19 protein-coding genes and 1 pseudogene are annotated in these 22,791 nt (G+C 60.3%); 12 read left to right on the plus strand and 8 right to left on the minus strand.

Annotated elements, in window-relative coordinates; translation table 11 throughout:
• Window positions 1–5 precede the first annotated feature (5 nt).
• The 6 genes from QU606_RS16365 to QU606_RS16390 all read left to right on the plus strand — a co-directional run bounded on the left by QU606_RS16365 (window position 6) and on the right by QU606_RS16390 (window position 6,549).
• On the plus strand, window positions 6–1,415 hold the full coding sequence (locus QU606_RS16365) for a mannose-1-phosphate guanylyltransferase/mannose-6-phosphate isomerase (RefSeq protein WP_304998595.1): 1,410 nt from the start codon (window positions 6–8) through the stop codon (window positions 1,413–1,415).
• 180 nt (window positions 1,416–1,595) lie between these two features.
• Complete coding sequence (locus QU606_RS16370) at window positions 1,596–1,835, plus strand: hypothetical protein (protein WP_024074912.1); 240 nt, start codon at window positions 1,596–1,598, stop codon at window positions 1,833–1,835.
• A 93-nt stretch (window positions 1,836–1,928) separates the two neighbouring features.
• Window positions 1,929–3,041, plus strand: coding sequence for a polysaccharide biosynthesis/export family protein (locus QU606_RS16375; RefSeq protein ID WP_304998596.1), 1,113 nt, complete (start codon window positions 1,929–1,931; stop codon window positions 3,039–3,041).
• Between the two features lie 12 nt (window positions 3,042–3,053).
• The gene (locus tag QU606_RS16380) at window positions 3,054–3,713 is read left to right on the plus strand and encodes a YjbF family lipoprotein (RefSeq protein WP_370531102.1); all 660 of its coding nucleotides are present in this window, start codon (window positions 3,054–3,056) and stop codon (window positions 3,711–3,713) included.
• A complete protein-coding gene (locus QU606_RS16385; protein ID WP_102624862.1) occupies window positions 3,710–4,477 on the plus strand; it encodes a capsule biosynthesis GfcC family protein in 768 nt (255 codons plus the stop codon). Before QU606_RS16380 ends, QU606_RS16385 begins: the two co-directional genes overlap by 4 nt.
• Window positions 4,474–6,549, plus strand: a complete 2,076-nt coding sequence (locus tag QU606_RS16390; protein ID WP_304998597.1) for a YjbH domain-containing protein — start codon at window positions 4,474–4,476, stop codon at window positions 6,547–6,549. Before QU606_RS16385 ends, QU606_RS16390 begins: the two co-directional genes overlap by 4 nt.
• 899 nt (window positions 6,550–7,448) lie before the next feature.
• On the opposite strand, the gene QU606_RS16395 is transcribed toward QU606_RS16390, so the two are convergent.
• From QU606_RS16395 to QU606_RS16420, 6 genes are all read right to left on the minus strand, one after another.
• Window positions 7,449–8,840 (minus strand): undecaprenyl-phosphate glucose phosphotransferase, encoded by a 1,392-nt coding sequence (locus QU606_RS16395; RefSeq protein WP_069076429.1) that lies wholly within the window; start codon window positions 8,838–8,840, stop codon window positions 7,449–7,451.
• A 255-nt stretch (window positions 8,841–9,095) separates the two neighbouring features.
• On the minus strand, window positions 9,096–9,779 hold the full coding sequence (locus QU606_RS16400; RefSeq protein WP_024074918.1) for a winged helix-turn-helix domain-containing protein: 684 nt from the start codon (window positions 9,777–9,779) through the stop codon (window positions 9,096–9,098).
• A 31-nt stretch (window positions 9,780–9,810) separates the two neighbouring features.
• A complete protein-coding gene (locus QU606_RS16405) occupies window positions 9,811–10,566 on the minus strand; it encodes a hypothetical protein (protein WP_304998598.1) in 756 nt (251 codons plus the stop codon).
• On the minus strand, window positions 10,559–11,287 hold the full coding sequence (locus tag QU606_RS16410) for a winged helix-turn-helix domain-containing protein (RefSeq protein WP_150055737.1): 729 nt from the start codon (window positions 11,285–11,287) through the stop codon (window positions 10,559–10,561). The genes QU606_RS16405 and QU606_RS16410 overlap by 8 nt, the downstream gene beginning before the upstream one ends.
• 298 nt (window positions 11,288–11,585) lie before the next feature.
• Entirely contained in the window at window positions 11,586–12,917 is a 1,332-nt protein-coding gene (locus tag QU606_RS16415) for an ATP-binding protein (RefSeq protein ID WP_304998599.1), read from the minus strand.
• The gene (locus tag QU606_RS16420; protein ID WP_069076425.1) at window positions 12,914–13,654 is read right to left on the minus strand and encodes a response regulator; all 741 of its coding nucleotides are present in this window, start codon (window positions 13,652–13,654) and stop codon (window positions 12,914–12,916) included. The genes QU606_RS16415 and QU606_RS16420 overlap by 4 nt, the downstream gene beginning before the upstream one ends.
• A gap of 317 nt (window positions 13,655–13,971) precedes the next feature.
• On the opposite strand from QU606_RS16420, the pseudogene QU606_RS16425 reads away from it, so the two are divergent.
• Window positions 13,972–14,406 (plus strand): annotated as a pseudogene (locus QU606_RS16425) (thioredoxin family protein); the annotation flags it as partial.
• Window positions 14,407–14,441: 35 nt separating this feature from the next.
• On the opposite strand, the gene QU606_RS16430 reads toward QU606_RS16425, so the two are convergent.
• Window positions 14,442–15,842 (minus strand): PLP-dependent aminotransferase family protein, encoded by a 1,401-nt coding sequence (locus QU606_RS16430; RefSeq protein WP_304998600.1) that lies wholly within the window; start codon window positions 15,840–15,842, stop codon window positions 14,442–14,444.
• 144 nt (window positions 15,843–15,986) lie between these two features.
• Here QU606_RS16430 and QU606_RS16435 point away from each other — a divergent pair, with 144 nt between their 5' ends.
• The 5 genes from QU606_RS16435 (at window position 15,987) to QU606_RS16455 (ending at window position 22,217) form a co-directional block, all read left to right on the plus strand.
• Window positions 15,987–16,628 (plus strand): LysE family translocator, encoded by a 642-nt coding sequence (locus QU606_RS16435; RefSeq protein ID WP_304998601.1) that lies wholly within the window; start codon window positions 15,987–15,989, stop codon window positions 16,626–16,628.
• 71 nt (window positions 16,629–16,699) lie between these two features.
• Window positions 16,700–17,758 (plus strand): diguanylate cyclase, encoded by a 1,059-nt coding sequence (locus QU606_RS16440; protein WP_024074926.1) that lies wholly within the window; start codon window positions 16,700–16,702, stop codon window positions 17,756–17,758.
• Between the two features lie 47 nt (window positions 17,759–17,805).
• Complete coding sequence (locus tag QU606_RS16445) at window positions 17,806–19,035, plus strand: M20/M25/M40 family metallo-hydrolase (protein ID WP_024074927.1); 1,230 nt, start codon at window positions 17,806–17,808, stop codon at window positions 19,033–19,035.
• A gap of 747 nt (window positions 19,036–19,782) precedes the next feature.
• Complete coding sequence (locus QU606_RS16450) at window positions 19,783–20,643, plus strand: pirin family protein (protein WP_102624856.1); 861 nt, start codon at window positions 19,783–19,785, stop codon at window positions 20,641–20,643.
• A gap of 128 nt (window positions 20,644–20,771) precedes the next feature.
• Window positions 20,772–22,217: a mechanosensitive ion channel family protein gene (locus tag QU606_RS16455; RefSeq protein ID WP_024074930.1), complete on the plus strand. Its 1,446-nt coding sequence runs from the start codon at window positions 20,772–20,774 to the stop codon at window positions 22,215–22,217.
• A 5-nt stretch (window positions 22,218–22,222) separates the two neighbouring features.
• Here the strand turns inward: QU606_RS16455 and QU606_RS16460 are convergent, their stop codons facing one another.
• A complete protein-coding gene (locus QU606_RS16460; protein ID WP_024074931.1) occupies window positions 22,223–22,660 on the minus strand; it encodes an Rrf2 family transcriptional regulator in 438 nt (145 codons plus the stop codon).
• Window positions 22,661–22,791: the final 131 nt, after the last annotated feature.

Here is a 22,791-nt window from a genome sequence, read left to right on the forward strand (position 1 = left end):
CTCTCATGTTGTTACCCGTGATCATGGCAGGCGGTTCGGGGTCGCGCCTGTGGCCGCTTTCGCGGCAACTGAACCCCAAGCAGTTCCTGCGCTTGACCGACGCGCACCTTTCGATGCTGCAGCAGACCATCACGCGGCTGGAAGGCGCTAACGTCGCGCTGCCGCAGTTGATCTGCAATGAACAGCACCGCTTCCTGGTGGCCGAGCAGTTGCGCCAGTTGGGCATGGAACAGGCCAGCATCCTGTTGGAGCCGGCGGGGCGCAACACGGCGCCGGCCATCGCGCTGGCGGCGTGCAAGGCGGTGGCCGAGGACCAGGACCCGATCCTTCTGGTGCTGGCAGCGGACCATTTGATCGAAGACACCCCAGCGTTTCATGCCAGCCTGGAAGTGGCGCTGCCGCTTGCCCGTGACGGCAAGCTGGTGACCTTCGGTATCTCGCCCACCAGCGCCCATACCGGCTACGGCTATATCGAACAAGGCGCGGCGGCGGGCGAGGGCGGTTATCAGGTCAAGCGCTTTGTGGAGAAGCCGGACGCCGCCACCGCTGCCGCGTATGTGGCCGATGGTGGGTATTACTGGAACAGCGGCATGTTCATGTTCCGCGCCAGCCGTTACCTGGAGGAACTGGAACGCTTCCAGCCGGCCATCCTCAAGGCCTGTCGCGTGGCGCTGGAAGGCGGCAGCCAGGATCAACCCTTCACCCGCGTGCATGCCGCGACCTTTGCCGCTTGCCCCGACGACTCCATCGATTACGCGGTGATGGAAAAAACCAGTGACGCGGTGATGGTGCCGTTGCAGGCCGGCTGGAGTGATATTGGCTCGTGGTCGGCGTTGTGGGAGGCCAGCGAAAAAGACTCCAGCGGCAATGTGATACGCGGCGATGGGCTAAGCCTGGACACTCACGATACCTACGTACACGCTGACAGTCGGCTGGTGGCCACGGTGGGGGTGCAGAACCTGATCATTGTCGAGACCAAGGACGCGGTGCTGGTGGCCCACAAGGACCAGGTGCAGCAGGTCAAGGGCATCGTCGACCTGCTCAAGCAGGCCGGGCGCCATGAACATCTCAACCACCGCGAGGTGTATCGACCATGGGGCATGTACGACTCGGTGGACAACGGCCAGCGCTATCAGGTCAAGCGTATCACGGTGAAGCCGGGGGCCAAGTTGTCGGTGCAGATGCACCACCACCGCGCCGAGCATTGGATCGTGGTCAGCGGTACGGCCAGGGTCACCAATGGCGAGCAGACTTACCTGGTGGCGGAAAACCAGTCGACCTACATCCCCATCGGTCAGGTGCATGCCTTGGAAAACCCAGGAGTGATTCCCCTGGAATTGATCGAGGTGCAGTCGGGTTCCTACCTGGGCGAGGACGATATCGTGCGCTTTGAAGACAAGTACGGCAGGGCCTGATGTTTTTCGACAATTAATAACGTTTTAAATAACTTTGATTGTCCCGATGCAGTGGCCACCGGGCGCTTCACCGGAAAAACGTTATTTTCAACTAAGTCAGTTAAAAGTTGCGCGTCTGGTGCGTTGTTTAGTTGAGTGGCACTATCGACTTTCCTGTTCACTGACGATAAGGAGTCTGAAATGAGAAAATCACTGGCTATCATGGTGCTCAGTGTCTTGAGCACTTCTGCGTTGGCCGATGAGTTGCCGTTGGGACTTGATACGCAAGTGGTGGGTACCGTGACAGTTGGGCAAACGCTGCTGGTTGGCGCTGCCCTGATTGCGGGTGTTGCCGCGGTGTCCAACAGCGGCGGCAGCTCCAATGGCGGCGGCACTACGGGTACCACCGGTACTACCGGTACCACGAGTACCAGTCGCTAGTTGCCAGTTGCAAACCTTCCGCTTTTAGACCGCTTGGCACCCCCATCCAAGTGGTCTTTTTTTCTTGTTGTTTATCGCGAGTGTCCTAACACTATGATGCGTATTTTTCCCCTGGCCGTCGTGGCCGCTGTCTTATTGCAAGGCTGCATGTTTGCCCCGGGTCAATATATGGACACCGCGGCCTTGACTGAGCCGGGCGGGGCAGAGAGTAGCCGAGTGGATCTAATTCCAATTACCCCAAAGTTATTGGCCATGGACGCTGCCACGCAAGTGCCTTATGCCATCCCGGCGGAACTACTGAGTTATAAACCCGGCCCGTATCTGATCGGTGCCAATGATGCGTTGTATATCACCGTGTGGGATCACCCTGAACTCACCGCGCCGTCCGGCCCGCAACAGCAGATCGATGCTAATGGCCGACTGGTTAGCCCGGAGGGCAATCTGTTTTACCCCTATGTGGGCGAATTGGTTGCCAAGGGCCGTTCCATTGAGGCGCTGCGCAGCGAGATCACCGACAAGTTGCGCCGCTACATCGACAGCCCCCAAGTGGATGTCAGTGTGCTGCGCTTTGCCAGCCAGAAAGTGGTGATCAGCGGCGCAGTGGTCAAGGCCGGGCCGGTGCCGATCACCACCATCCCCATGAACGTCAGTGAAGCCCTGGGGGCCGCCGGTATAGACCCGCTCAATGCTGACCTGTCGAACCTGACCCTGACCCGTGGCGGCAAGCACTACACCTTGGACCTGGATACGCTCAACCTCGAAGCGTCGCGTTTGAACGAGGTCTACCTCAAGGACGGTGACCAGCTTTACCTGGCCTACAACGATCGCAAGCGCATCTATGTTATGGGTGAAGTCATGCAGCCCCGTGCGTTGAGTTTCAAGACCCGCAGCATGAACCTCTCCGATGTGCTGGGTTCGGTGGGTGGGGTCAACCAGAACACCTCCAACGCCGATGCCATCTACGTGATCCGTGGCGCGCAGAACCTGGATGTGGAGCCGGCCAAGGTGTTCCAGCTGGAAGCCGCCTCACCCTCAGCCATGGCCCTGGCCACGCGCTTTGATGTGCAGCCCCAGGACGTGGTGTTTGTCGGGCCGGCGAATATCACGCGTTGGAACCGCTTTATCAGCCAACTGGTGCCTTCCGCGTCGATTATCGGCATTGGTGCATCCACTCAGAACAACCTGAGCGAAGCCAACAGCCGATAGGGTGGAACCTGCGTGAACAGTCTGAAAATCGGTACGTACGCGGGGTTGGCGTGGCTGTTGGCTGGCTGCAATCCGCTGATGCAGGCCTCGCTCGACACCTTTGAGGCGGCGGTCTCGGGGCCTTCGCCCCTGGAGCTGACCCAGGCCCAGGTGGACGCCGTGCCGTTTCCCCAGATCCAGGTGAAGACGGTGTCCAGCGAAGGGGTGATGGCGATGATTCGCCAGCGCGGCGACCTGCAATTCTGGGTCGCGTCCGGCAAGCAGGTGCTGTTGCTGCGCGACGGCCTGGTGGTGCGCACCGTAGGCCTGGGCACTGACCTGGACGGCACGCACTGGGACGGCCCGTCGCCCTTCCAACAGGGCCTGCACCGCGTGCCGGATGGCTATCGCAGTACGCGGCGGATCGACCTGGTGGACGGTTATCGCGTCGGCATCAGCGTCACCAGCCGCCTGACCCGCGAGGGCCTGGAGACCGTCGATATCCTCGACAAACCCTACACCTTGCTGCGCGTGGATGAAGACATCGAAGCCGCCGCCCTGGGCTTTCGGGCGCGCAACCGTTACTGGGTCGACCCCCGTGACGGTTTTATCGTGCAAAGCGAACAACACCTCAGCCCGCGCCTCACCTTGAAAATCACCCAATTGCAACCCGCACGCAAGGAGGCCCGATGAGCTGCCGTAGACGCTGGGTACTGGCATTGGCGTGGAGCTGTGCCGGCGCATGCCAGGCCGCCATGACCGTCAGCGGTCAAGTGCTTCATCCGGGGCCGATCCCCTTGGCTCCCGAGGCCCGCTTGCTCGACGTGATCATCGCGTCGCAGCCGGATGCCGAGGGCTACTGGCTGGGTGCGGCCTGGCTGCGCCGGCCGTTGCTGGAACGCCAGGCACGCCTCAAGGCCGGTGTGCTGTTTGACCTTCAGACATTGCGCAACGCCGCGTTGGACGCCGGGCGCGAGAACCGCGCCGTTCAGGCGGCGCGCCTTTATCAGCAGGTGCAGGCACTGCCGGTGACCGGCCGGCAAGTCGCGGTGCTGGACCCGGTGGCGGTAGAGGTCGGCTTTGCGCCAAACCCGCGCGTCAACGATGGCGACCAGTTGATCTATCCACCCAGGCCCGCAAGCGTGCGCATCCTCGGCGCCGTCGCGGCGTCATGCACGGTGGCCTTCCAGGCGCAGCGCCAGGCCCGTGATTACCTGGATGAATGCCCGCCCGTGGCGGGGGCCGATAGCGACTACCTGTGGCTGATCCAGCCAGACGGCCACGTCACCCGCCTGGGCATTGCCCCATGGAACCGCGAGGAGGGCGCCGCGCCGGCACCGGGCAGCACCGTGCTGGTGCCGCTGCGCAGCGACGACCTGGAGCCGCCCACCCCCGAGTTGAACCAGCAACTGGCCGAGTTTCTCGCCACCCAACCCCTGGCCGAGGTCACGCCTTGAAATTATGTATTGCGGCCGTGCTGCTGGTGCCCTGTGGCGTCGCGCATGGCGAACCCCGTTACACCCAGAATGATTTCGGCGGCGTCGGGCTGCTGCAAACCCCCACCGCACGCATGGCCCCGGTTGGCGAACTCAGCGTGAATGCCAGCCGCACCGACCCCTACAGCCGCTACAGTTTTTCGGCGCAGCCGCTGGACTGGCTTGAAGGCACCTTCCGCTACACCGCGATCACCAACCGCCCCTATGGCCCTGAGTCGTTCAGTGGCGGCCAGAGCTATAAGGACAAGGCCGTCGATGCCAAAGTGCGCCTGTATGAGGAGAGCCACTGGCTGCCCCAGGTCGCGTTGGGGATGATGGACTTGGGCGGTACGGGGCTGTTTTCCAGCGAGTACCTGGTGGCCAACAAGCGCTATGGCGATGTGGATTTCAGTGCCGGTATTGCCTGGGGCTACATGGGCAGCCGTGGCGATTTGGGCAACCCGTTGGGCGCGCTGGATGATCGTTTCAACCAGCGACCCACGGCCGAAGGCTCCGGCAGTTTTTCCAACGGATATTTTCGCGGCCGGCCGGCGCTGTTTGGAGGCGTCGCCTACCAGACACCCTGGGCGCCGCTGAGCCTCAAGCTTGAATACGAGGGCAATGACTACCAGCACGAGCCGCGTGATAACAACCAGCGCCAGGACTCGCCGATCAACCTTGGCCTGGTCTTCAAGGTCGCCGACTCCATCGACCTGAGTGCCGCCTGGGAGCGGGGCAACACCGCCATGTTCGGGATTACCCTGCACACCAACTTCGTCAGCCGCAAGGCACCGGTCAAGACGTATGACCCACCGCCGCCGCCACTGCCCGCGCAGGCACCGACCACGCCCATGGACCAGGTGGATTGGGCGGCAGTGTCCAAGCGCTTGCAGGACAATGCCGGCTATAACGTCCAGCGCATCGCCCAGCGCGGGCCGGAGTTGCTGGTGTATGGCGAGCAACAGCGCTATTTCCATGGCGCCAAGGCCGTGGGCCGCGCCAGTCGTATCCTCGACAACAGTGTCAATGACCAGATCAGCTGGTTCACCCTGGTCAGCGAGCGGTACGCGATGCCGATCGAAGAAACCAGCGTGCCCCGCGAGACGTTTCGTGAGGTGGTCGCCAACCGCGAGGACTTGCAGGACCTGCACCGCCAGACCGAAGTCAATCGTGCCAGCGCGCACAACCAGACGGTGCTCTACACCCAATCCGCCAACCCCCTGAGCTACGGCGCCGGGCTGGGCTACAAGCAGAACGTCGGCGGCCCGGATGGCTTGCTCTACCAGGTTTCCGCCGACCTCGACGCCGAGTACCGTTTCACCCGCAACACCTGGTGGAGCGGCTTGCTTAGCGTCAACCTGCTGAACAACTACGATGGCTTCACCTACGACGCGCCCAGTGGCTTGCCACGGGTACGTACCGATCTGCGCAAGTACATGACCACGTCCGATGTGACCTTGCCGACCTTTCAGCTCAACCGTGCGGTGCAGTTGGACCAGGACCTCTACGGCATGGTCTACGGCGGTTTGCTGGAGTCGATGTATGCCGGTGTCGGCAGTGAAGTGCTGTACCGGCCGATGGGCCAGCGCTGGGCGCTGGGGGCTGACCTGAACTATGTGCGCCAGCGCGGGTTCGAGCAGGACTTCAGCCTGCGCGACTACCGCACGCTCACCGGCCATATCACCGGCTACACCGACTTGCCGTTCAACACCCAGGGCGCACTGAGTGTCGGCCGCTACCTGGCGCGGGATTGGGGCGCGACCCTTGACCTGTCGCGGCAATTCAACAATGGCGTGCGTATTGGCGCGTGGGTCACGCGGACCACGGCCTCCAAGGAAGCCTTCGGTGAAGGCAGTTTCGACAAGGGCCTGTACCTGTCGATTCCCTTCGATGAGTTGATGAGCCTGTCGACCCTGCGCCGCGCCAACCTGGTGTGGGCACCGCTGACGCGTGATGGCGGTGCGCGACTCAACCGCGCGTACTCACTGCATTCGATGACCGATGGGCGTGACAGTGACCTGTTCTACAAGAACTTCGAGAAGATCACTGAGTAGGCAGTAGCCCTTGTGGCATGCGGGCTTGCCCTAATCGGCTTCTGTAGGAGCGAGCTTGCTCGCGAAAAACGTCAACGATAACGCGTGCTTCCTGAATGAACGCGGCGCCTGTGAATTCTTCGCGAGCAAGCTCGCTCCTACAAAAAAGCCTTAACTGAACGGCATGCGGGCTTGCCCTAATCGGCTTCTGTAGGAGCGAGCTTGCTCGCGAAAAACGTCAACGATAACGCGTGCTTCTTGAATGAACGCGGCGCCTGTGAGTTCTTCGCGAGCAAGCTCGCTCCTACAAAAAAGCTTTAACTGAATGGCATGAGGGCAAGCCCTAATCGGCTTCTGTAGGAGCGAGGCGCTCGCGAAAAACGTCAACGATAACGCGTGTTTCCTGAATGAACGCGGCGCCTGTGAGTTCTTCGCGAGCAAGCTCGCTCCTACAAAAAAGCCTTAACTGAACGGCATGCGGGCTTGCTAATCGGCTCTGTGGGCCGGCGTGCTCGCGAAAAACAACGATAACGCGTGCTTCCTGAATGAACGCAGCGCCTGTGAGTTCTTCGCGAGCAAGCTCGCTCCTACAAAAAACCTTAACTGAACGGCATGAGGGCAAGCCCTAATCGGCTTCTGTAGGAGCGAGCTTGCTCGCGAAAAACGTTAACGATAACGCGTGCTTCCTGAATGAACGCGGCGCCTGTGAATTCTTCGCGAGCAAGCTCGCTCCTACAAAAAAGCCTTAACTGAACGGCATGAGGGCAAGCCCTAATCGGCTTCTGTAGGAGCGAGCTTGCTCGCGAAAAACGTCAACGATAACGCGTGTTTCCTGAATGAACGCGGCGCCTGTGAGTTCTTCGCGAGCAAGCTCGCTCCTACAAAAAGCCTTAACGGGCAAGCCCGCTCGCCACAGTGATCTAGTAGATGTCTTTGGACAGCAGCGTAAACGGCGTTTTCAGCAGGATCTTGATGTCCAGCCACAGTGACCAGTTGTTGATGTAGCGCAGGTCGATGTCGACGCGTTTTTGCATCTTCTCCAGGGTCTCCGTTTCCCCGCGGCAACCATTGATCTGTGCCAGGCCGGTGATACCGGGCTTGATGCGATGGCGTGCCATGTACGCGTGAATCTTCCCGGAGTAGTAGTCGTTGTGCGCCACCGCATGGGGGCGTGGGCCGACCAACGCCATGTGCCCCTGCAATACGTTGAACAATTGCGGCAGTTCATCGATGGAGGTGCGGCGAATGAAGCGGCCCACCGGGGTGATGCGCGAATCGTTGCGACTGGCCTGGCGCACTTCCTTGTCGTCATGCACACGCATCGAGCGGAATTTCCACACCTTGATCACCTGGCCGTTCCAGCCGTGCCGGTCCTGTTTGAAAATCACCGGGCCGGGAGAGGTGAGCTTGATCAGCACGGCGAACAGTAACAACAACGGGCTTAGCAGGATGATCGCCAGCAATGCCAGGCTCTTGTCCAGCAACGACTTGCTCAGGGCCGCGGTCGGGCGGCTGGTCAGTGGGCTTTCATTGAGGAAAATCGCCGGCAAGCCATCCACCTCGGCGACGCAGTGGTTGAGCAGCAGCATGTTATTGAGGTCGGGTACCCAGATCACATCCACGCTGATGTCCAACAGGTTGATGTACAACGCCTCGATATGCGTGGCTTCCTGCAGTGAATGGGTGATGTAGAGCCGACGGATACCGTGCTGGCGAATCAACTGCGGCAGGTCCGGCAGCTCGCCGAGTATCTGCGACTGCAGCTGCGGCGCAGCGGTGTCGCGGGCGCCGACCAAGCCAACCAGGGGCGAGCGTTTACGCCGGGACAGGGTGGTGGCCAGGTCTGCGGCGAGCTTGCCCGTACCGACGATCAGCGATTTATGCCGCTCGTGAAGTTGGTTGTGGTAATAACGGGAAAGACTATGAATAGGGATATAGCATAATGCTAGTAGCGCGTAGCTGGTGGCGGCCCACAGTAACAGGATCTCCAGGGGGAACAGTGCCCCGGCATTACAGGCGATGCCCACGGCTAATAAAATAATCAGTGTTAGCAGCCAGCCCATGAAGAGCCGCCCCAGGCCCACGCCATAATCATCTTTCTTGCTGTACACATCGCACAACATATACGCCGGTAGAGAGGCAAGTATCGTAAAAGCGGCCAATGCCCGATAGTAATAGTCAAGTTGGCCGGTCTTTAAAACAACCAATGCAAATAGTAATGCCACGACCAGGCTGGAGGCCAGTGTCCATTGCCCCCAGAAGGTCAAACCCTTAGGTGTTAGATGACGATGCATTCTTTGGTTATTCAGCATGCTACTGCTCCCAGTGGTGACCACTCGTGGTGGCAGAGTTAAGCGACACGTGGCGTTAATAACCACCAAACGACAGGCGCGCAGAGGCGCACAAGGGGATAGTAATCAACGGTAGGGAGCAGTAGCTGACGACTTATAACAGGGTCATGGCAGTATCTAGTAGCTGTATGACGAGGAGGGGGTTGTTATAAAAAGGCAGTTTTAATAGGGTGGTGGGTGGCAGGGTGATTATTGTGTAAGTGTATTATTTTTGTTTTAGTGGCGTTGCGTGGTGAGCTCCAGTGACTTTTTTATCTTCTGCGTCAAACAATAGCCTCGATTTCGCACTGAACGAAACAAGCGCTCGCCGTCGTTAACCCGTTTGAATTTTTCCTGGAGGCGGCTAAGGCACATTTCCAGACCGCGATACAGTTCAGGTTCGCGCCCGATGTTGCGGATCAGTTCCTCTTTGCTGACCACCCGTTCTTCATGGTGGAGCATCTTCTTGATCAGCGCCGATTCAATCGTGGTTAATGAAATACGCAGGCCACCTTTAACCAGTATCCGATCCTGTTGTGTCAGTAACCAAAAGTCCGGCGTGTGCAGCGCGGTGAAGTCAGCGTTGTTTTCCTGGAGATTGCGATGTGTCTTAGTGTTGGTAAGTTGAGATTTTAAGTGGCTGTCACTGGACGGTTGTGCAGCAGCTTGCAGGCACGGTGTTGACGGGGTAGTTGAGAAGTTGAGTTTATCAATGACAATGTAGTGACTTGTCGGTGGGGTGAAGTAGTGGTTGTGATGCAACGGAGTGTCGATCACCGCAGACGTTAGCGTGGCCCTCACGGTATTGTCCCGTAAAGTATAAGTGTGGTCGCGATAGGTTAACTCGACGTTGGGTGCAAAATCCTGAAGCGCAATAGGCACAGGTGCGGGCGAGAAGGCGTGCTTTTTGAGTGAGCTCATCGTGTTCACCGTTATCAGTGGGAGGAGAAAACTATAAACTTTCAGCGGGCGAGTAATAACCGCCCTGAAAGTAATTAAAAGGCAGGTGTTTGGCGAGCATGGCACTGTCGGCAAATTCAACCTGGTCCGCGATAAATGACACTCGCGTGACGCTTATCAGCTCTAACATACGGTCATAGAGCCGATTGAACAGGTCGGAGTGCGTATTTAGGCTCAAACGGATGGCTGTGTCCGGAAAGGGCATTTTTATATAGTCATAGAGCTTGAGTTCTATCAGCAGGTCAGCCGGCTTTGTATCGAGTTTGTAGTTATTGTAGGCAAGTTTGATACCGCTGCGGTCTTTCAGGGTATAAAGCTGGCGCACCATGGCCCTGCGCTCCACTGGACTTGGCAATGCGTCCAAGGGGTTTTCTACGCTGATGACGAGTTGCTGTTTGTACTGCTCCAACGTATCGGAAGTTTGGATTAACTGCTTGAGCATGTCTGGGCACATCAGTGCCGATTGGTCAATGCGCAGGAACTTATGCATGGCCGGGTAACGCGAAGCCGCTGGTAGTTTTCGGGTCGCGCTCGTTGAACGTGGCGTCAACAGTTGCAAGGCCTCACGATAGGCACATTGCAGTTGTTCACGGCACATCGGATGCAGTCCATGCGCAAGAGTGAGCAAGTTGGTCGTGCTGTCGACGCGAGTTTCACTTCCCCATAGCGTGCAATTTCGCTCAACTATCGCCTGCCTCAGGAACTTGAACTCGGCAATGCCTGCAGGTGATTTTTTCTCGCTATTCACGATTCGACCTCTCCTTGACAGGGTACAGATGGTTGGCAGAAATAATCCCGCGGCTTAATTTATAGCCGTAGCCTCGAATATTCTGAATGATGTTTTCGCCATATTGCGCCTTGATCTTGCTGCGCAGGCGGCTGATGGATTTTTCCAGGGCGCGGGAATCGTAGAACTTGGTATTGAGGCCCATGACCGCGGCGATTTCATCGTGACTGAGCAGTCGCTTATGAATCAGTGCTTCGAGTACCTTCATTTCAACGAAGGAGATCTCTAACTTTTGGCCGCCGCCGTAAATGCACATGCGGTCCTGGTCGAGGATCAGTTCGCAAGAATCCGACCGATACGTTTCATTCAGAAACGCATCGACTAAATCGATTTTTTTCTCGGGGGAAGTTTCGACTACTTTGATGCAGTAATCGGCGCCGGCCAAATAGTATTTGGTCTTGCTCTGGGTGGACGCAAATGTCACCACGACACATATGATGCAACCCGGATGTTGGGTTCGTGTCTTCTTTATGATGTCCAGAGTTTGATGGCTGGCAGAGGGCGTATCGATTTCTATAATGATGGCGCGGTAATTGATGGGGTCATCCAGCGAGTCAACTAGTTGGCCGTAGCTACGTGTATCGACTTTTAAATCATTCGGTACAGTGCGAACTATAAGCGCTCTAAAATCCTCGGTTTTAGACGGAGTCCGTGCAATAGCGAGGACGTTGGAAAAATGCATCACCTACTCCCTTTTCCGGCATGCAAGGTCGACAGTTCAATCGCTGCTAGCGTTTAGATACTAATCGAATTGATTACGGAAAAACGTGACAAATTTTAACATTCGTCCGTTTATTTTATAGGAGTGAACGCGGTGAGCGGGGGGCGCGCGCGGGGGTGTTTGTGCAGCTGTAGACATATGCTAGTGCAGTTTTTTAATGCGTGATAAGTAATTTAGGTGAAGCGGTCTTTGTCCGTGGTGGCAGTTTAGTATTTGCCATATGTGGAGGATCGTGAGGTGTCGACCAAGCCCCTTCGCATTATAAGTCTTTGCGCGGCCGACTGACTGGCCGACCCAGGCGAATCTCGGCACACAACCCGCCGCCCAGACGATTGCTCAAGGTCAGCGTCCCGCCAATCGCCACCACCAGTTGTTGCGCAATTGCCAACCCCAGCCCCGTGCCGCCGGTGCCACGATTGCGTGAGTTTTCCACCCGGTAAAACGGCTGCAGCACTTGCGTCAGTTCACCCTCGGCAATCCCGGGGCCGCGGTCCAGCACCTTGATCGACAGTTCGCCCGTCGCCGTAGCGCCCACTTCCAGCTCGGCGCTGCCGGCAAATTTCAGCGCGTTGTCCACCAGGTTGACCAGCACGCGGCGCAGTGCGTGGGGGCGGGTGTCGAAGACCCGAGCGCTTCTGCCAGACAGGCTGACGTGTTTGTTCATGTCCTGATAGTCAAACACCAGGCTGTCGAGGAATGCGTCGAGGTTGATACGTGCACTGGCCTCGCTGGCGCCGTGCACGCTGCGCGCGTAGGCCACGCCTTCGCGCACCAGATGCTCCATTTCGCCGAGGTCGCTCCACAGTTTGTCGCGGTCGGTGGAGTCTTCCATGAGTTCGGCGCGCAGTTTCATGCGGGTGATGGGGGTTTGCAGGTCGTGGGAAATCGCCGCAAGGATCTGCATGCGTTCCTTGAGGTACTCGGCAATGCGTTGCTGCATGGCATTGAACGCGACCGCGGCGTGGGCGACTTCGGTGGGGCCGGTTTCGTCCAGGGGCGTCGGGTGGGCGTTCGGGTCGAGGGTTTCCACGGCGCGGGCCAGACGGGTCAGCGGGCGGATGGCCAGGCGCACGGCCGCCCAGGTACAGCCGAGCAGCAGCGCCAGTTGCAGGACCAGCACCACCGGCAACCAGTGTGCAACGGGCGGGGCGGCGGGGCGTACGTCGAGGGTGATCGGGTTGCCATCAGCCAGCGTCAGGTGCGCCTGAAAGTGTTTCTGTAGGCCGGGGATCGTGCGCAAGGTCAGGGGGTAATGCTCGCCCAGGGCATGCCTGATCGACGCGGCCGCCATTGGTATGTCATCACTGTTCATCGGTTCGCCGCTTTCGCCGGCATTGAGCAGGTAGCGATAGTTCTGCCGGTCCAGGCGCGGCAGCCAGCTGGCGCGCTCATTGGCGGGCAGGCGGTCGAGGATTGCCACCGAGGTGGCCACATCGTTTTCCAGGTTATCCAGCATCGTGGTGCGCGCGCTGATATAGCGCTCGTAGAACTGCGCACTGAAGGACAGGCCATGGGCACACACCAGGCTGACCAGAAAGATCAGCGACAACTGCGACGCCAGCGTGCGTGGCCAGCCGAGGCGCCACTTCATTGTCCGGCCCCGAGGATTTCCACCGGCAGGGAGAATACATAACCCTCGCTGCGCACGGTCTTGATATAGGCCGGTTCGCGGGCATCATCCAGCAGGCGCTGGCGCAGGCGGCTGACCAGCAGGTCGATGGAGCGGTCGTATAGGTCCGCGTCGCGACCCTGGGTCAGGTTGAGCAACTGGTCGCGGCTGAGTACCCGTTGCGGGTGATCCAGGAACACGCGCAGCAGGCGATATTCCGCGCCGCTCAGGGCCACCTGGGTGTCGTCGGTATCGAGCAGATGGCGCGCGGTGGTGTCCAGGCGCCAGCGCCCGAAACGGATCAGGCGCCCGGTTTCGCTGACCACCAGGTTCGGCGGCAGCATGCGCGTGCGGCGCAGCACCGCGTTGATCCGGGCCAGCAGCTCGCGTGCGGCGAAGGGTTTGACCAGGTAATCATCCGCGCCCATTTCCAGGCCGATGATGCGGTCGGTTTCATCGTTGCGCGCGGTGAGCATCAGCACCGGCGTGCCCTTGTGCTTGCCGACCCGCAGTTCCCGGCACAGCTGCAAGCCATCGTCGCCGGGCATCATGATATCCAGCACGATCAGGTCCACCGGGGTGGTGTCGAGGAAGCTGCGCATCTGGCGACCGTCGCCGACCACGCTGGTGCGCATGCCGTTTTTCTTCAGGTAATGACCGAGCAGTTCGCGGATCTCCCGGTCGTCATCCACGATCAGGATGTGATCGACGTGGTCCATGCTGTTTTCCTCAAGCAGTCATTATTGCTGCGCAGTCTAGTCACTGCCCGGTGCCTTGCCTTGTGCCCTTTGTATGCCAGTGTATCTGGCGATAAGCAGATACACGGTGAGGCTAAAATACCGATACCGCGGGCTTTTTTCGACACAATCCGGATACCTCGCGCAGGCTCAATGGACGTCATCGAACACCTGCCGAGGACGCTGTGATGAAGACCCGGACCATCTGCTGTTTATTCGCGAGCCTGGCCCTGGCCGCTGCCTTATGTTACTTGCTGCCCAAAGCCGTCGACGCCGAGCCTTTCAGCCAGTCCAACCCGACCATGCCGTCCCTGGACGGTGCCGTGGCCTGGCTCAACTCAGCGCCGCTTGATGCGGCCGCGCTGAAGGGCAAAGTGGTGTTGGTGGAGTTCTGGACCTACGACTGCATCAACTGTCAGCGCAGCTTGCCGTACGTGAACCAGTGGGCGAACAAGTATGCCAAGGACGGCCTGGTGGTGATCGGCGTGCACACCCCCGAGTACGACCACGAAAAAGTGCTGGATAACGTGCGTCAGCAGGTGAAGAAACTGGGGATCGGGTACCCGGTGGCTATCGATAACGACTTCAGGATCTGGCAGGCGTTCGACAACCAGGCCTGGCCGGCCCATTACTTCTTCGACGCCACCGGCAAAAGGCGCTACAGCCATTGGGGAGAGGGCCGTTATGACGAGCAGGAGCAGGTGATCCAGACACTGTTGGAGGAAGCCAGGGCGTTGCGTCCGGCTGCACCTGGCACGGCTGGGGCGCGTCACGCCTTGAGCAGCAGCGCCTCGAACAGCTGCCGCACCTGCGCTTCATCACTGTGGGCGACATTGAAGCGCATCGAGTCGCGATGGGCCGGGTCGTAGCCGAACAGTGCGCCGGGCGCCAGCACCATGCCTTGCTTCAATGCGACCTGGGCCAAGCGCTCGCCGTCCACACCGGCGGGCAGGCGCGTCCAGATGAACATCCCGCCTTCATACCCCATCGGCAGTTCACAGCCGCACCGCTTGAGCCATTGCTCCACCCGCCCACCGGCCTCCGTCAGGCGCTGCACCATGCGCTTGCGATGTTTGGCGTAGCTGCCTTCGCTGAGCATGCGGTAGACGATCTGCTCGAACAGCTCGGAGGTCACGCCGCCGCTCATCAACTTCATGTGGGTCAGGTTCGCCGCCAATTGTGGCGCCGCCACCACGTAGCTGACGCGGGTGTTGGCGCTGAGGATCTTGGAGAAGCCTGACAGGTAGGTGACCTGGTCGAGCCCGGCGAGGGCGGCCAGGCGGGGCGGCGGGTTGGGGTGAAGGTCGCCGTAGAGGTCATCCTCGATGATATGGCAGTGGTAGCGCTGGGTCAGTTGCAGCAGGCGAAACGCCTGGCCAGGGCTGAAGGAATGCCCGGTGGGGTTGTGCAGCACGCTGGTGGTCAGGTACAGGCTGGGGCGGTGCTCGGCCAGCAGCTGTTCGAGGGCGGCGAAGTCGAAACCGTCGGGACGACGTTGGATCGTCAACACCTTGACCCCGTGCAGGGCCAGGTTGGCGTGGAAGTTGAAGTAGCACGGTGCGTCCAGCAGCACCGTGTCGCCGGGGCGCGCGAGCAAGCGCATCAGCATGTCCAGGCCCTGCACGGTGTTGGGGGTGGTGATGATTTGCTCCACCGGTACCGACAAGCCTTCGCCGTGCAGCTTATGTTGCAGCGCCTGGCGCAACGGCAACAGCCCGGCCGGCGTGCCCAGCCCGGCGATACGCAGCGATGGCGCACGTACGACGCTGCGCATCGCCTGGCGAATCGCCTCGCTGTCCAGCCAGCTTTCCGGTAAGTGGCCGCTGCCGGGGCGCAGGTCGCTGCCGGCGCTGACCAAGGGCCGTCGCAACACACTGAGCAGGTCCTGGGGCAGCAGGTCGACCCAGGCCGCCGAGGCGGGGCGGGCGGTGTCCATCGCCACGAAGAAACCGCGGCCTTGGCTGGACGTCAGCAGGTTGCGCCCGCGCAGGCGATCCAGCGCTTCGTTGAGGGTGAATTTGCTGACGCCCAGGGTCTCGGTCAACTCACGTACCGACGGCAATTTACTGCCGGGTGCCCATTCGCCTTGCTCGATGGACTGGCTGAACGCGTCGACAATCTGCTGCACCTTGGGGGTGCCATCGACAAAAGCGATGGGGGTTACCAACATAAGGCTTCCTTGTCTTTGCCGGTCATTTTACCGGTGAAGTTCGGGCGAATTAGGCATTACTTTACCTGCCTTGCGCAATGCCGCTGGCCTAGACTGCGCGGCATCCGGCCCATCTGCGGCTGTCTGATCCCAGGAGCCAGGGCCATGACCAGCGCATTGACGCTATCTTCGTTTCTCTACTTTCTGCTGTTTTGCACCACCCTGACGTTCAGCCCAGGCCCCATGACCCTGTTGCTGCTGGGCCTGGGCTTGAAGGGCGGGTTGCGCAATTCGATCCCGGCGCAGGTCGGTGCCAGCGTGTCGTACCTGATCTCGATCCTGATCTTCGCCGTGGGGTTTTCCGAACTGATCAAGGGCAACCTGGCGATTACCCAGGGCATCCAGATTGTCGGCGTGGCCTATATCCTCTACCTGGCCTACAAGCAGTGGACCAGCAGCGGCCTGCCAATCGACACCGCCGGCAGTGTCGAGGGCGCGCGCGGCCTGTTCGGCAAGGGCTTGCTGACGGGGTTTTCCAACCCCAAGACCCTCATTATGTTCAGCGCCGTGTTCCCACAATTCGCCGGGGCAGGGGCGCACCGCTCGACGATGGACATCGCCATCCTCGGGCTGACCTTCCTGCTGCTGCAATGTGCCAGCGGTTGCCTGTACTGCTATTTCGGCCAGCGTATCCGGCACGTGCTGGAAAACCCCCGGCGGCGGGTGTTGTTACAACGGGTCACGGCCGCGCTGTTGCTGGGGGTGGCGTTGATGCTGGCGCGGGGTTTTTCCCCGGCAGGGCTGTAAGCTTATAAGCGGTAGTGGCGTATTGCCGCCGCCCTGATAGACTCCAGGCATTCATATAGGATCATCAGAGCATGCCGGCCGCCGGAGGAAAGGGATTTCCACTCGCTACACGCTTGTATAAATCCCGCACCCTGGGGCTGACGCTCGGCTTTGTGTGCGTGGCGTTTGGCATGTATCCAGTGAACCCGCCCCTATGGGTGTGGGTCTGGATGATCCTCAACGCCTTCGTATGGCCGCACCTGGCCTTTCAGTCCACATTGCGCGCGCCCCAGGCCCTGCGCAGTGAACGCCGCAACCTTCTGTTCGACTCCTTTTGCGGCGGCTTCTGGGTCGGTGCCATGCACTTCAACCCGTTGCCCAGCGTCACCACCCTGTCGATGATGACCATGAACAACGTCGCCATCGGCGGCCCGCGTTTCATGCTGATGGGCTGGGTGGCACAGGGGCTGGGGATTGGCGTATCACTGCTGATATTCACGCCCGCGTTCATTGCCTTGACCACGCCGGCACAGCTCTATGCGTGCCTGCCGATCCTCATGCTTTACCCGCTGGCCCTGGGCTGGATCTGCTACCGCCAGGCCTTGAACCTTGCACGGCATAAGCGCGAACTGCTGGCCCTGAGCCGCACCGACAGCCTGTCTGGCCTGCTCAACCATGGCGCCTGGAAGGACCATCTGGAAATCGAGTTTCAGCGCTGTCGGCGCGAGCAGCAGGGCGCGGCCATTGCGTTGATCGACATCGATCATTTCAAGGTGATCAACGACACCTACGGCCATGTCACTGGCGATATCGTCCTGCGCCAGCTCAGCAAGGTGCTGCGCCAGAACCTGCGTGTCGCCGACCTGGCCGGGCGCTACGGCGGTGATGAGTTCTGCGTGATCCTGCCGGGCATGCCGCTCAACCGTGCCACCGAAGTGATGGACGCCCTGCGTGATCGCTTCAACGCGCTGGCCTACGCCCAGGACCCGACCTTGCGCGCCAGCTTGAGCATCGGCCTGGCCCCTTATCAACTCACGCATGCCGACTCCACCAGTTGGCTCAATGACGCTGACCTGGCGTTGTACGAAGCCAAGAGCAGCGGGCGCAACTGCGTCAGTGCGGTGCAGGGGGCTTGGTTGCGGTCGGTCTAGTGGGGTAGGGTGTGGCGTGACCTCCCTATAAAAACAAGGACCGTTGCATGCTTTTTACCTTCCCCCGTACCCTTCTGGCCGCGACCCTGGCCTTGTCCTTCACGCTCCCGGCCTACAGCGCCGAACCCCATAAACAGATCCAGGCAGACGCCGAACAGTACAAGGCCGATGCCCTGAAACTGCTCGAGCGCCTGGTGAATATCGACTCGGGCTCCGGCTACGGGCCGGGCCTGACCCAGGTCAGTGACATTGCCGTCGATGAACTCCAGCAGTTGGGCTTCAGTATCGAGCGCGTGCCGGATGCGGCCGCCAACAGCAGCCATGTGATTGCCACCCTCAAGGGCACCGGCAAGGCCAGGATCCTGCTGATGGCCCACATGGACACCGTATTCAAGGAAGGCTCCGCTGCCGAGCGCCCGTTCCACATCAAGGACGGCCGCGCTTATGGCCCCGGCGTGATGGATGACAAGGGCGGCATCGTCGCCGGTATCTACGCACTCAAGGTCCTGAAAAACCAAGGCTTCAAGGACTATGCGCAAATCACCTTCCTGCTCGACGCCAGCGAAGAAACCGGCTCCGACGCCGCCTCCGAGCTGATCCGCAATACCGCCAAGGCCCACGACGTCACCCTGAACCTGGAGCCCGGCCGGCCGGCGGACGGCCTGGTGGTATGGCGCAAAGGCAGCGCCACTGCGGTGGTCGAAGTCAAAGGCAAGGCCGCCCACGCCGGCGTCGCTCCGGAACTGGGGCGCAACGCCGCCATGGAAGCCGCGCACCAGATCCTGCAACTGGGCAAGCTGGGGGATGAAGAGAAGAAAACCACCATCAACTTCACTGTGATCAAGGCCGGGGATCGCACTAATGTCATCCCCGATCAAGCCATCGCCAAGGCCGACGTGCGTGCGGCGTTACCCGAAGAGTTCGATCGGATCGAAAAAGATCTGGCGCGGGTATCGGCCAACAAGTTGATTCCCGAGACGCAAGTGAAGACCAGTTTGCAACGCGGCTTGCCACCGATGCCGCAGACACCGGAGTCAGACAAGTTGGTGGCGATTGCCCAAGGCATTTATGCGGAATTGGGCAAACAGTTGACGATTGAAGGCAGTGGTGGCGCGGCGGATGCGAGTTTGTCGGCCGGGGTCGGGACACCGACGTTGGATGGCTTTGGGATTGTCGGCGGCAACATTCATACGCCTGAAGAATATGCGGAAGTGGAAAGTGTCGCGCCGCGGGTCTACTTGCTGAGCCGGATGATCATGGAGCTTTCAAAGCGCTGACCGGGATAGGCGCTCATCCGTTCAGTGTGGGTGAGCCCCTCTTAGCCGATGATCGCATCTCCCTTTGTGGCGAGTGAGCTTGCTTGCGTTGGGCTGCGCAGCAGCCCTGAAGCAAACAACGCGATTGACCTGAACATCCCCATCGCCTGGACTGGGGCCGCTTCGCGGCCCAACGCGAGCAAGCTCGCTCGCCACAGGGGGGGCGGTATAGCCTTGGAGAGCGGTGTCCCGGAAGGCTATCCGGCCGTCAAGTGGGAGGTTTCGACACTTATCTGCTTCTCCCGCCCCAGCACCAGGCTGCACAGCGCCGGCAAAAACAACAGGGTCAACACGGTGCCCACCAGGACTCCGCCAATCAGCACATAGGCCAGGGATGACCAGCCCTCGGACTATTTCCCTGTCGGATGCCCCGGCGCCTTCCCGACGCGCGATGCAGACCGTCGGTTTCACCTGAGCCCTGCGCAATATCACGCGGCGGATTGTGGTGATGAGCGTGACAATGCCAACGGTTGGCTAAGAGGGGGATGGGGTTTGGCGGCTTGTCGTTGAGCTATTTACGTGACGGCAGTAGCGCGCCGATTGGGCGGGGCCAAGCGTGCCAGGTGTTGGCGGCGTATAGGGCTTCCCCATTGGCACGTGAGCGCCGAGTCAGCGGATTGTCCTATACGTAGAACGAACCAAGCTGCTTTCACCGGCTAGTACTCCAGCTTATGCCGACTTATGGTGTAGGCACTTTGGAGGACCACCATGAAGAAACTGATCGGCATCTACACCAGCCCCCGCACCCATTGGGTCGGCGATGGCTTTCCGGTGCGTACGCTGTTTTCCTACGACACCCTGGGCAAACACATCAGCCCATTCCTGTTACTGGACCACGCCGGCCCGGCCGATTTCACCCCCACTGAGCAACGTCGCGGCGTCGGCCAACACCCGCATCGCGGTTTTGAAACCGTGACCATCGTGTATGACGGCGAAGTCGAACACCGTGATTCCACCGGTGCCGGCGGCAAGATCGGCCCGGGCGACGTGCAATGGATGACCGCCGCCAAGGGCATCCTCCACGAGGAATTCCACTCCGAAGCCTTCGCCCGCAGCGGCGGGGCACTGGAGATGGTGCAACTGTGGGTCAACCTGCCAGCCAAGGACAAGATGGCCGACGCCGGCTACCAGACGATTCTCGACGGAGATATTCCGCTGTTGCCGTTGGCCAACCAGGCCGGGCAATTGCGTCTGATCGCCGGTGAGTTCGCGGGCACCCAAGGCCCGGCGCGCACCTTCACGCCCATCGATGTGTGGGACCTGCGCCTGCGTGCTGGCAAGGCGGTCAGCCTGGACCTGCATGCCGGACGCAACACCGCCCTGGTGATCCTGCGCGGTACGGTGCTGGTCAATGGCCAAGAGCTTGCGCGCCAGGGGCAATTGGCAGTGTTCGAGCGTGACGGCACCCAACTGACCCTGGAGGCCAATGACGACGCCAAGGTGCTGCTGCTCAGTGGCGAACCCATCGACGAGCCGATCGTTGGGCATGGTCCCTTTGTGATGAACACCGAGCAGGAGATTCACCAGGCGTTTGCCGATTTCCAATCGGGTAAGTTCGGGCGGATGTAGCACTGACTCAAAGGTGACGCCAAACCTGATGTGGGAGCGAGCGTGCTCGCCCCCACATTTTGTTCTGCGCTATACCCCGCCTCCCCATTTCATGCGATCTTCCCGTCATTCACCCTGGAGTCGCCTGGATGCCCTCATTTATCGCTGATCACCCGATGTTATGCGCGCTGGCGCTGATCTTTATCGACATCGCCGTATGGCGCCTGATTTCCGCCAACCTGGCCAACTGGAAGCTGGCGGCGCGGCTGGTGATCTTCGCGGTATTCAGCGCCGTGCTGTTCAACGACGGCATGAACCCCATGCAGTTGGCGCCTTATGCCGACAACACGGCCTTGCACCTGGCGGCCACCGCGTTGCAGATCGGCTGGTGGCTGTTCGCCGCGCGGACCCTCACGGTGTTGCTCGGCACCTTGATGATGCAGCGCGTCGGGCATACCGGGCGGTTGTTGCAGGACTTGATGGGCGCGGTGATCTTCTTGATCGCGATCATCGCCGCCATGGCCTATGTGCTCGACCTCCCGGTCAAGGGCGTGCTGGCGACTTCCGGCGCGGTGGCGATCATTGTCGGCCTGGCCTTGCAAAGCACCTTGAGTGATGTGTTTTCCGGGATCGTGCTCAATACCACCAAGCCCTACCAGCTGGATGACTGGATCTCCATCGACGGCACCGAAGGGCGTGTCACTGACATCGATTGGCGCGCCACGCGGCTGCAAACCTCCCAGGGCAGCATGGCGGTGATTCCCAACTCCCTGGCGGCCAAGGCCAAGATCATCAACTTTTCGCGCCCGGCGGATATGTTCGGCTTGTCGGTGTGCCTGCAAGTCAGCCCCCATGCGCGCCCGCAAACGGTGATCGAGGCGCTGGAGCGCGCGATGCAAGGTTGCCGGCCGCTGCTGGCCAAGCCCGCGCCGAGCGTGGCGTTCAAGACCTCGGCCAGTGGGGGCGTGGAGTACGAAATCAGCGGGTTCGTGCCGGCCATGCCGCTCAAGCGCGAGGTGCGCAACCAGCTGTATGACCTGGCCTTCCGGCATTTGCAGGCGGCGGGCGTGGGGCTGTTATCCGCCACTGAAAGCAGCGCGCCGCCGGCGGTGTCCGGTGCGCGGGCGTTGCTGGAACGCTCGTCGATTTTCTCCACGTTGCGCCAGGAAGAGAAAGACACCTTCAGCCAGAACATGACCCTGCACAGCTACCGTGCCGGTGAAATGATCCTGCCGGCGGGGGAGGTCAGCGACCATTTGTTTATCGTGGAGTCCGGCGTGGTCTCGGTGATGCTGGTCAAGGGCGGGCACAAGTTCGAGGCCGGGCGCATGGGGCCGGGGGAAGTGATTGGCGAAGCCGGGATCTTGTCCGACGAGGCCACCCCGGCGGACTTCTCCGCCAAGACCTTCTGCACCCTGTACCGTATCGAAAAGGAATACCTCAAGCCGTGCCTGGATGCGCGGCATGACATCGGCGAAGCGATGAAAGCACTGCTGGATTTCCGCATCCATGCTGCGCAGGTCATGACCCAGGAGTCGCCGGTGGTGCCGGCGAAGAAGGGGTTCCTGCAGTGGTTGCGCAAGCGCGGGTTGTAACGCGATCAGGGCGCCATGGCGATGCGGTAGCGCTCGTCAAAGTCATCTGCCAGTTGCGCCAATGTCACATCGCCCAAGCGCGCCAGCAACAAGGCCTGGGCCTGGTCGAACGCGTCGGTCAGCGCCGCGTTTACCGCCTGCTCCACCAGGCATTGCGGGTGATCGGTGGATAGGCCGATGGCAAAGATCGACGGCGTGCCCAGCGCGTTGTGAATATCCAGCAAGGTGATTTCACTCAAGGGCTTGCCCAGGGTCCAGCCACCCTGATGGCCTTTTTCCGAACGCACATAGCCCTTTTCCTTGAGCAGCCCCAGCGTGCGTCGCACCACCACCGGGTTGGTGCCGAGCATCTGCGCGATGGTCTCCGAGGTGGCGCGCGCTTCATGGCGGCCCATATGGATCAGCACATGCAGCATGCGCGAGAGGCGGGTGTCATTTCTCATCAAAAACCCTCAAGTCGATTCGGTCGGGAGTATCGTTCGTAACCTAAAAAGTTGCGAGACACTTGACGCGGTATTTTTACGTAACTTATGGTGTGTCGTGAAAGCGCACGGACCACCGCGCGCGCCAACAC

Origin of the sequence: Pseudomonas sp. OVF7, assembly GCF_030644265.1 — a bacterium.
Lineage (GTDB): Bacteria > Pseudomonadota > Gammaproteobacteria > Pseudomonadales > Pseudomonadaceae > Aquipseudomonas > Aquipseudomonas gorinensis.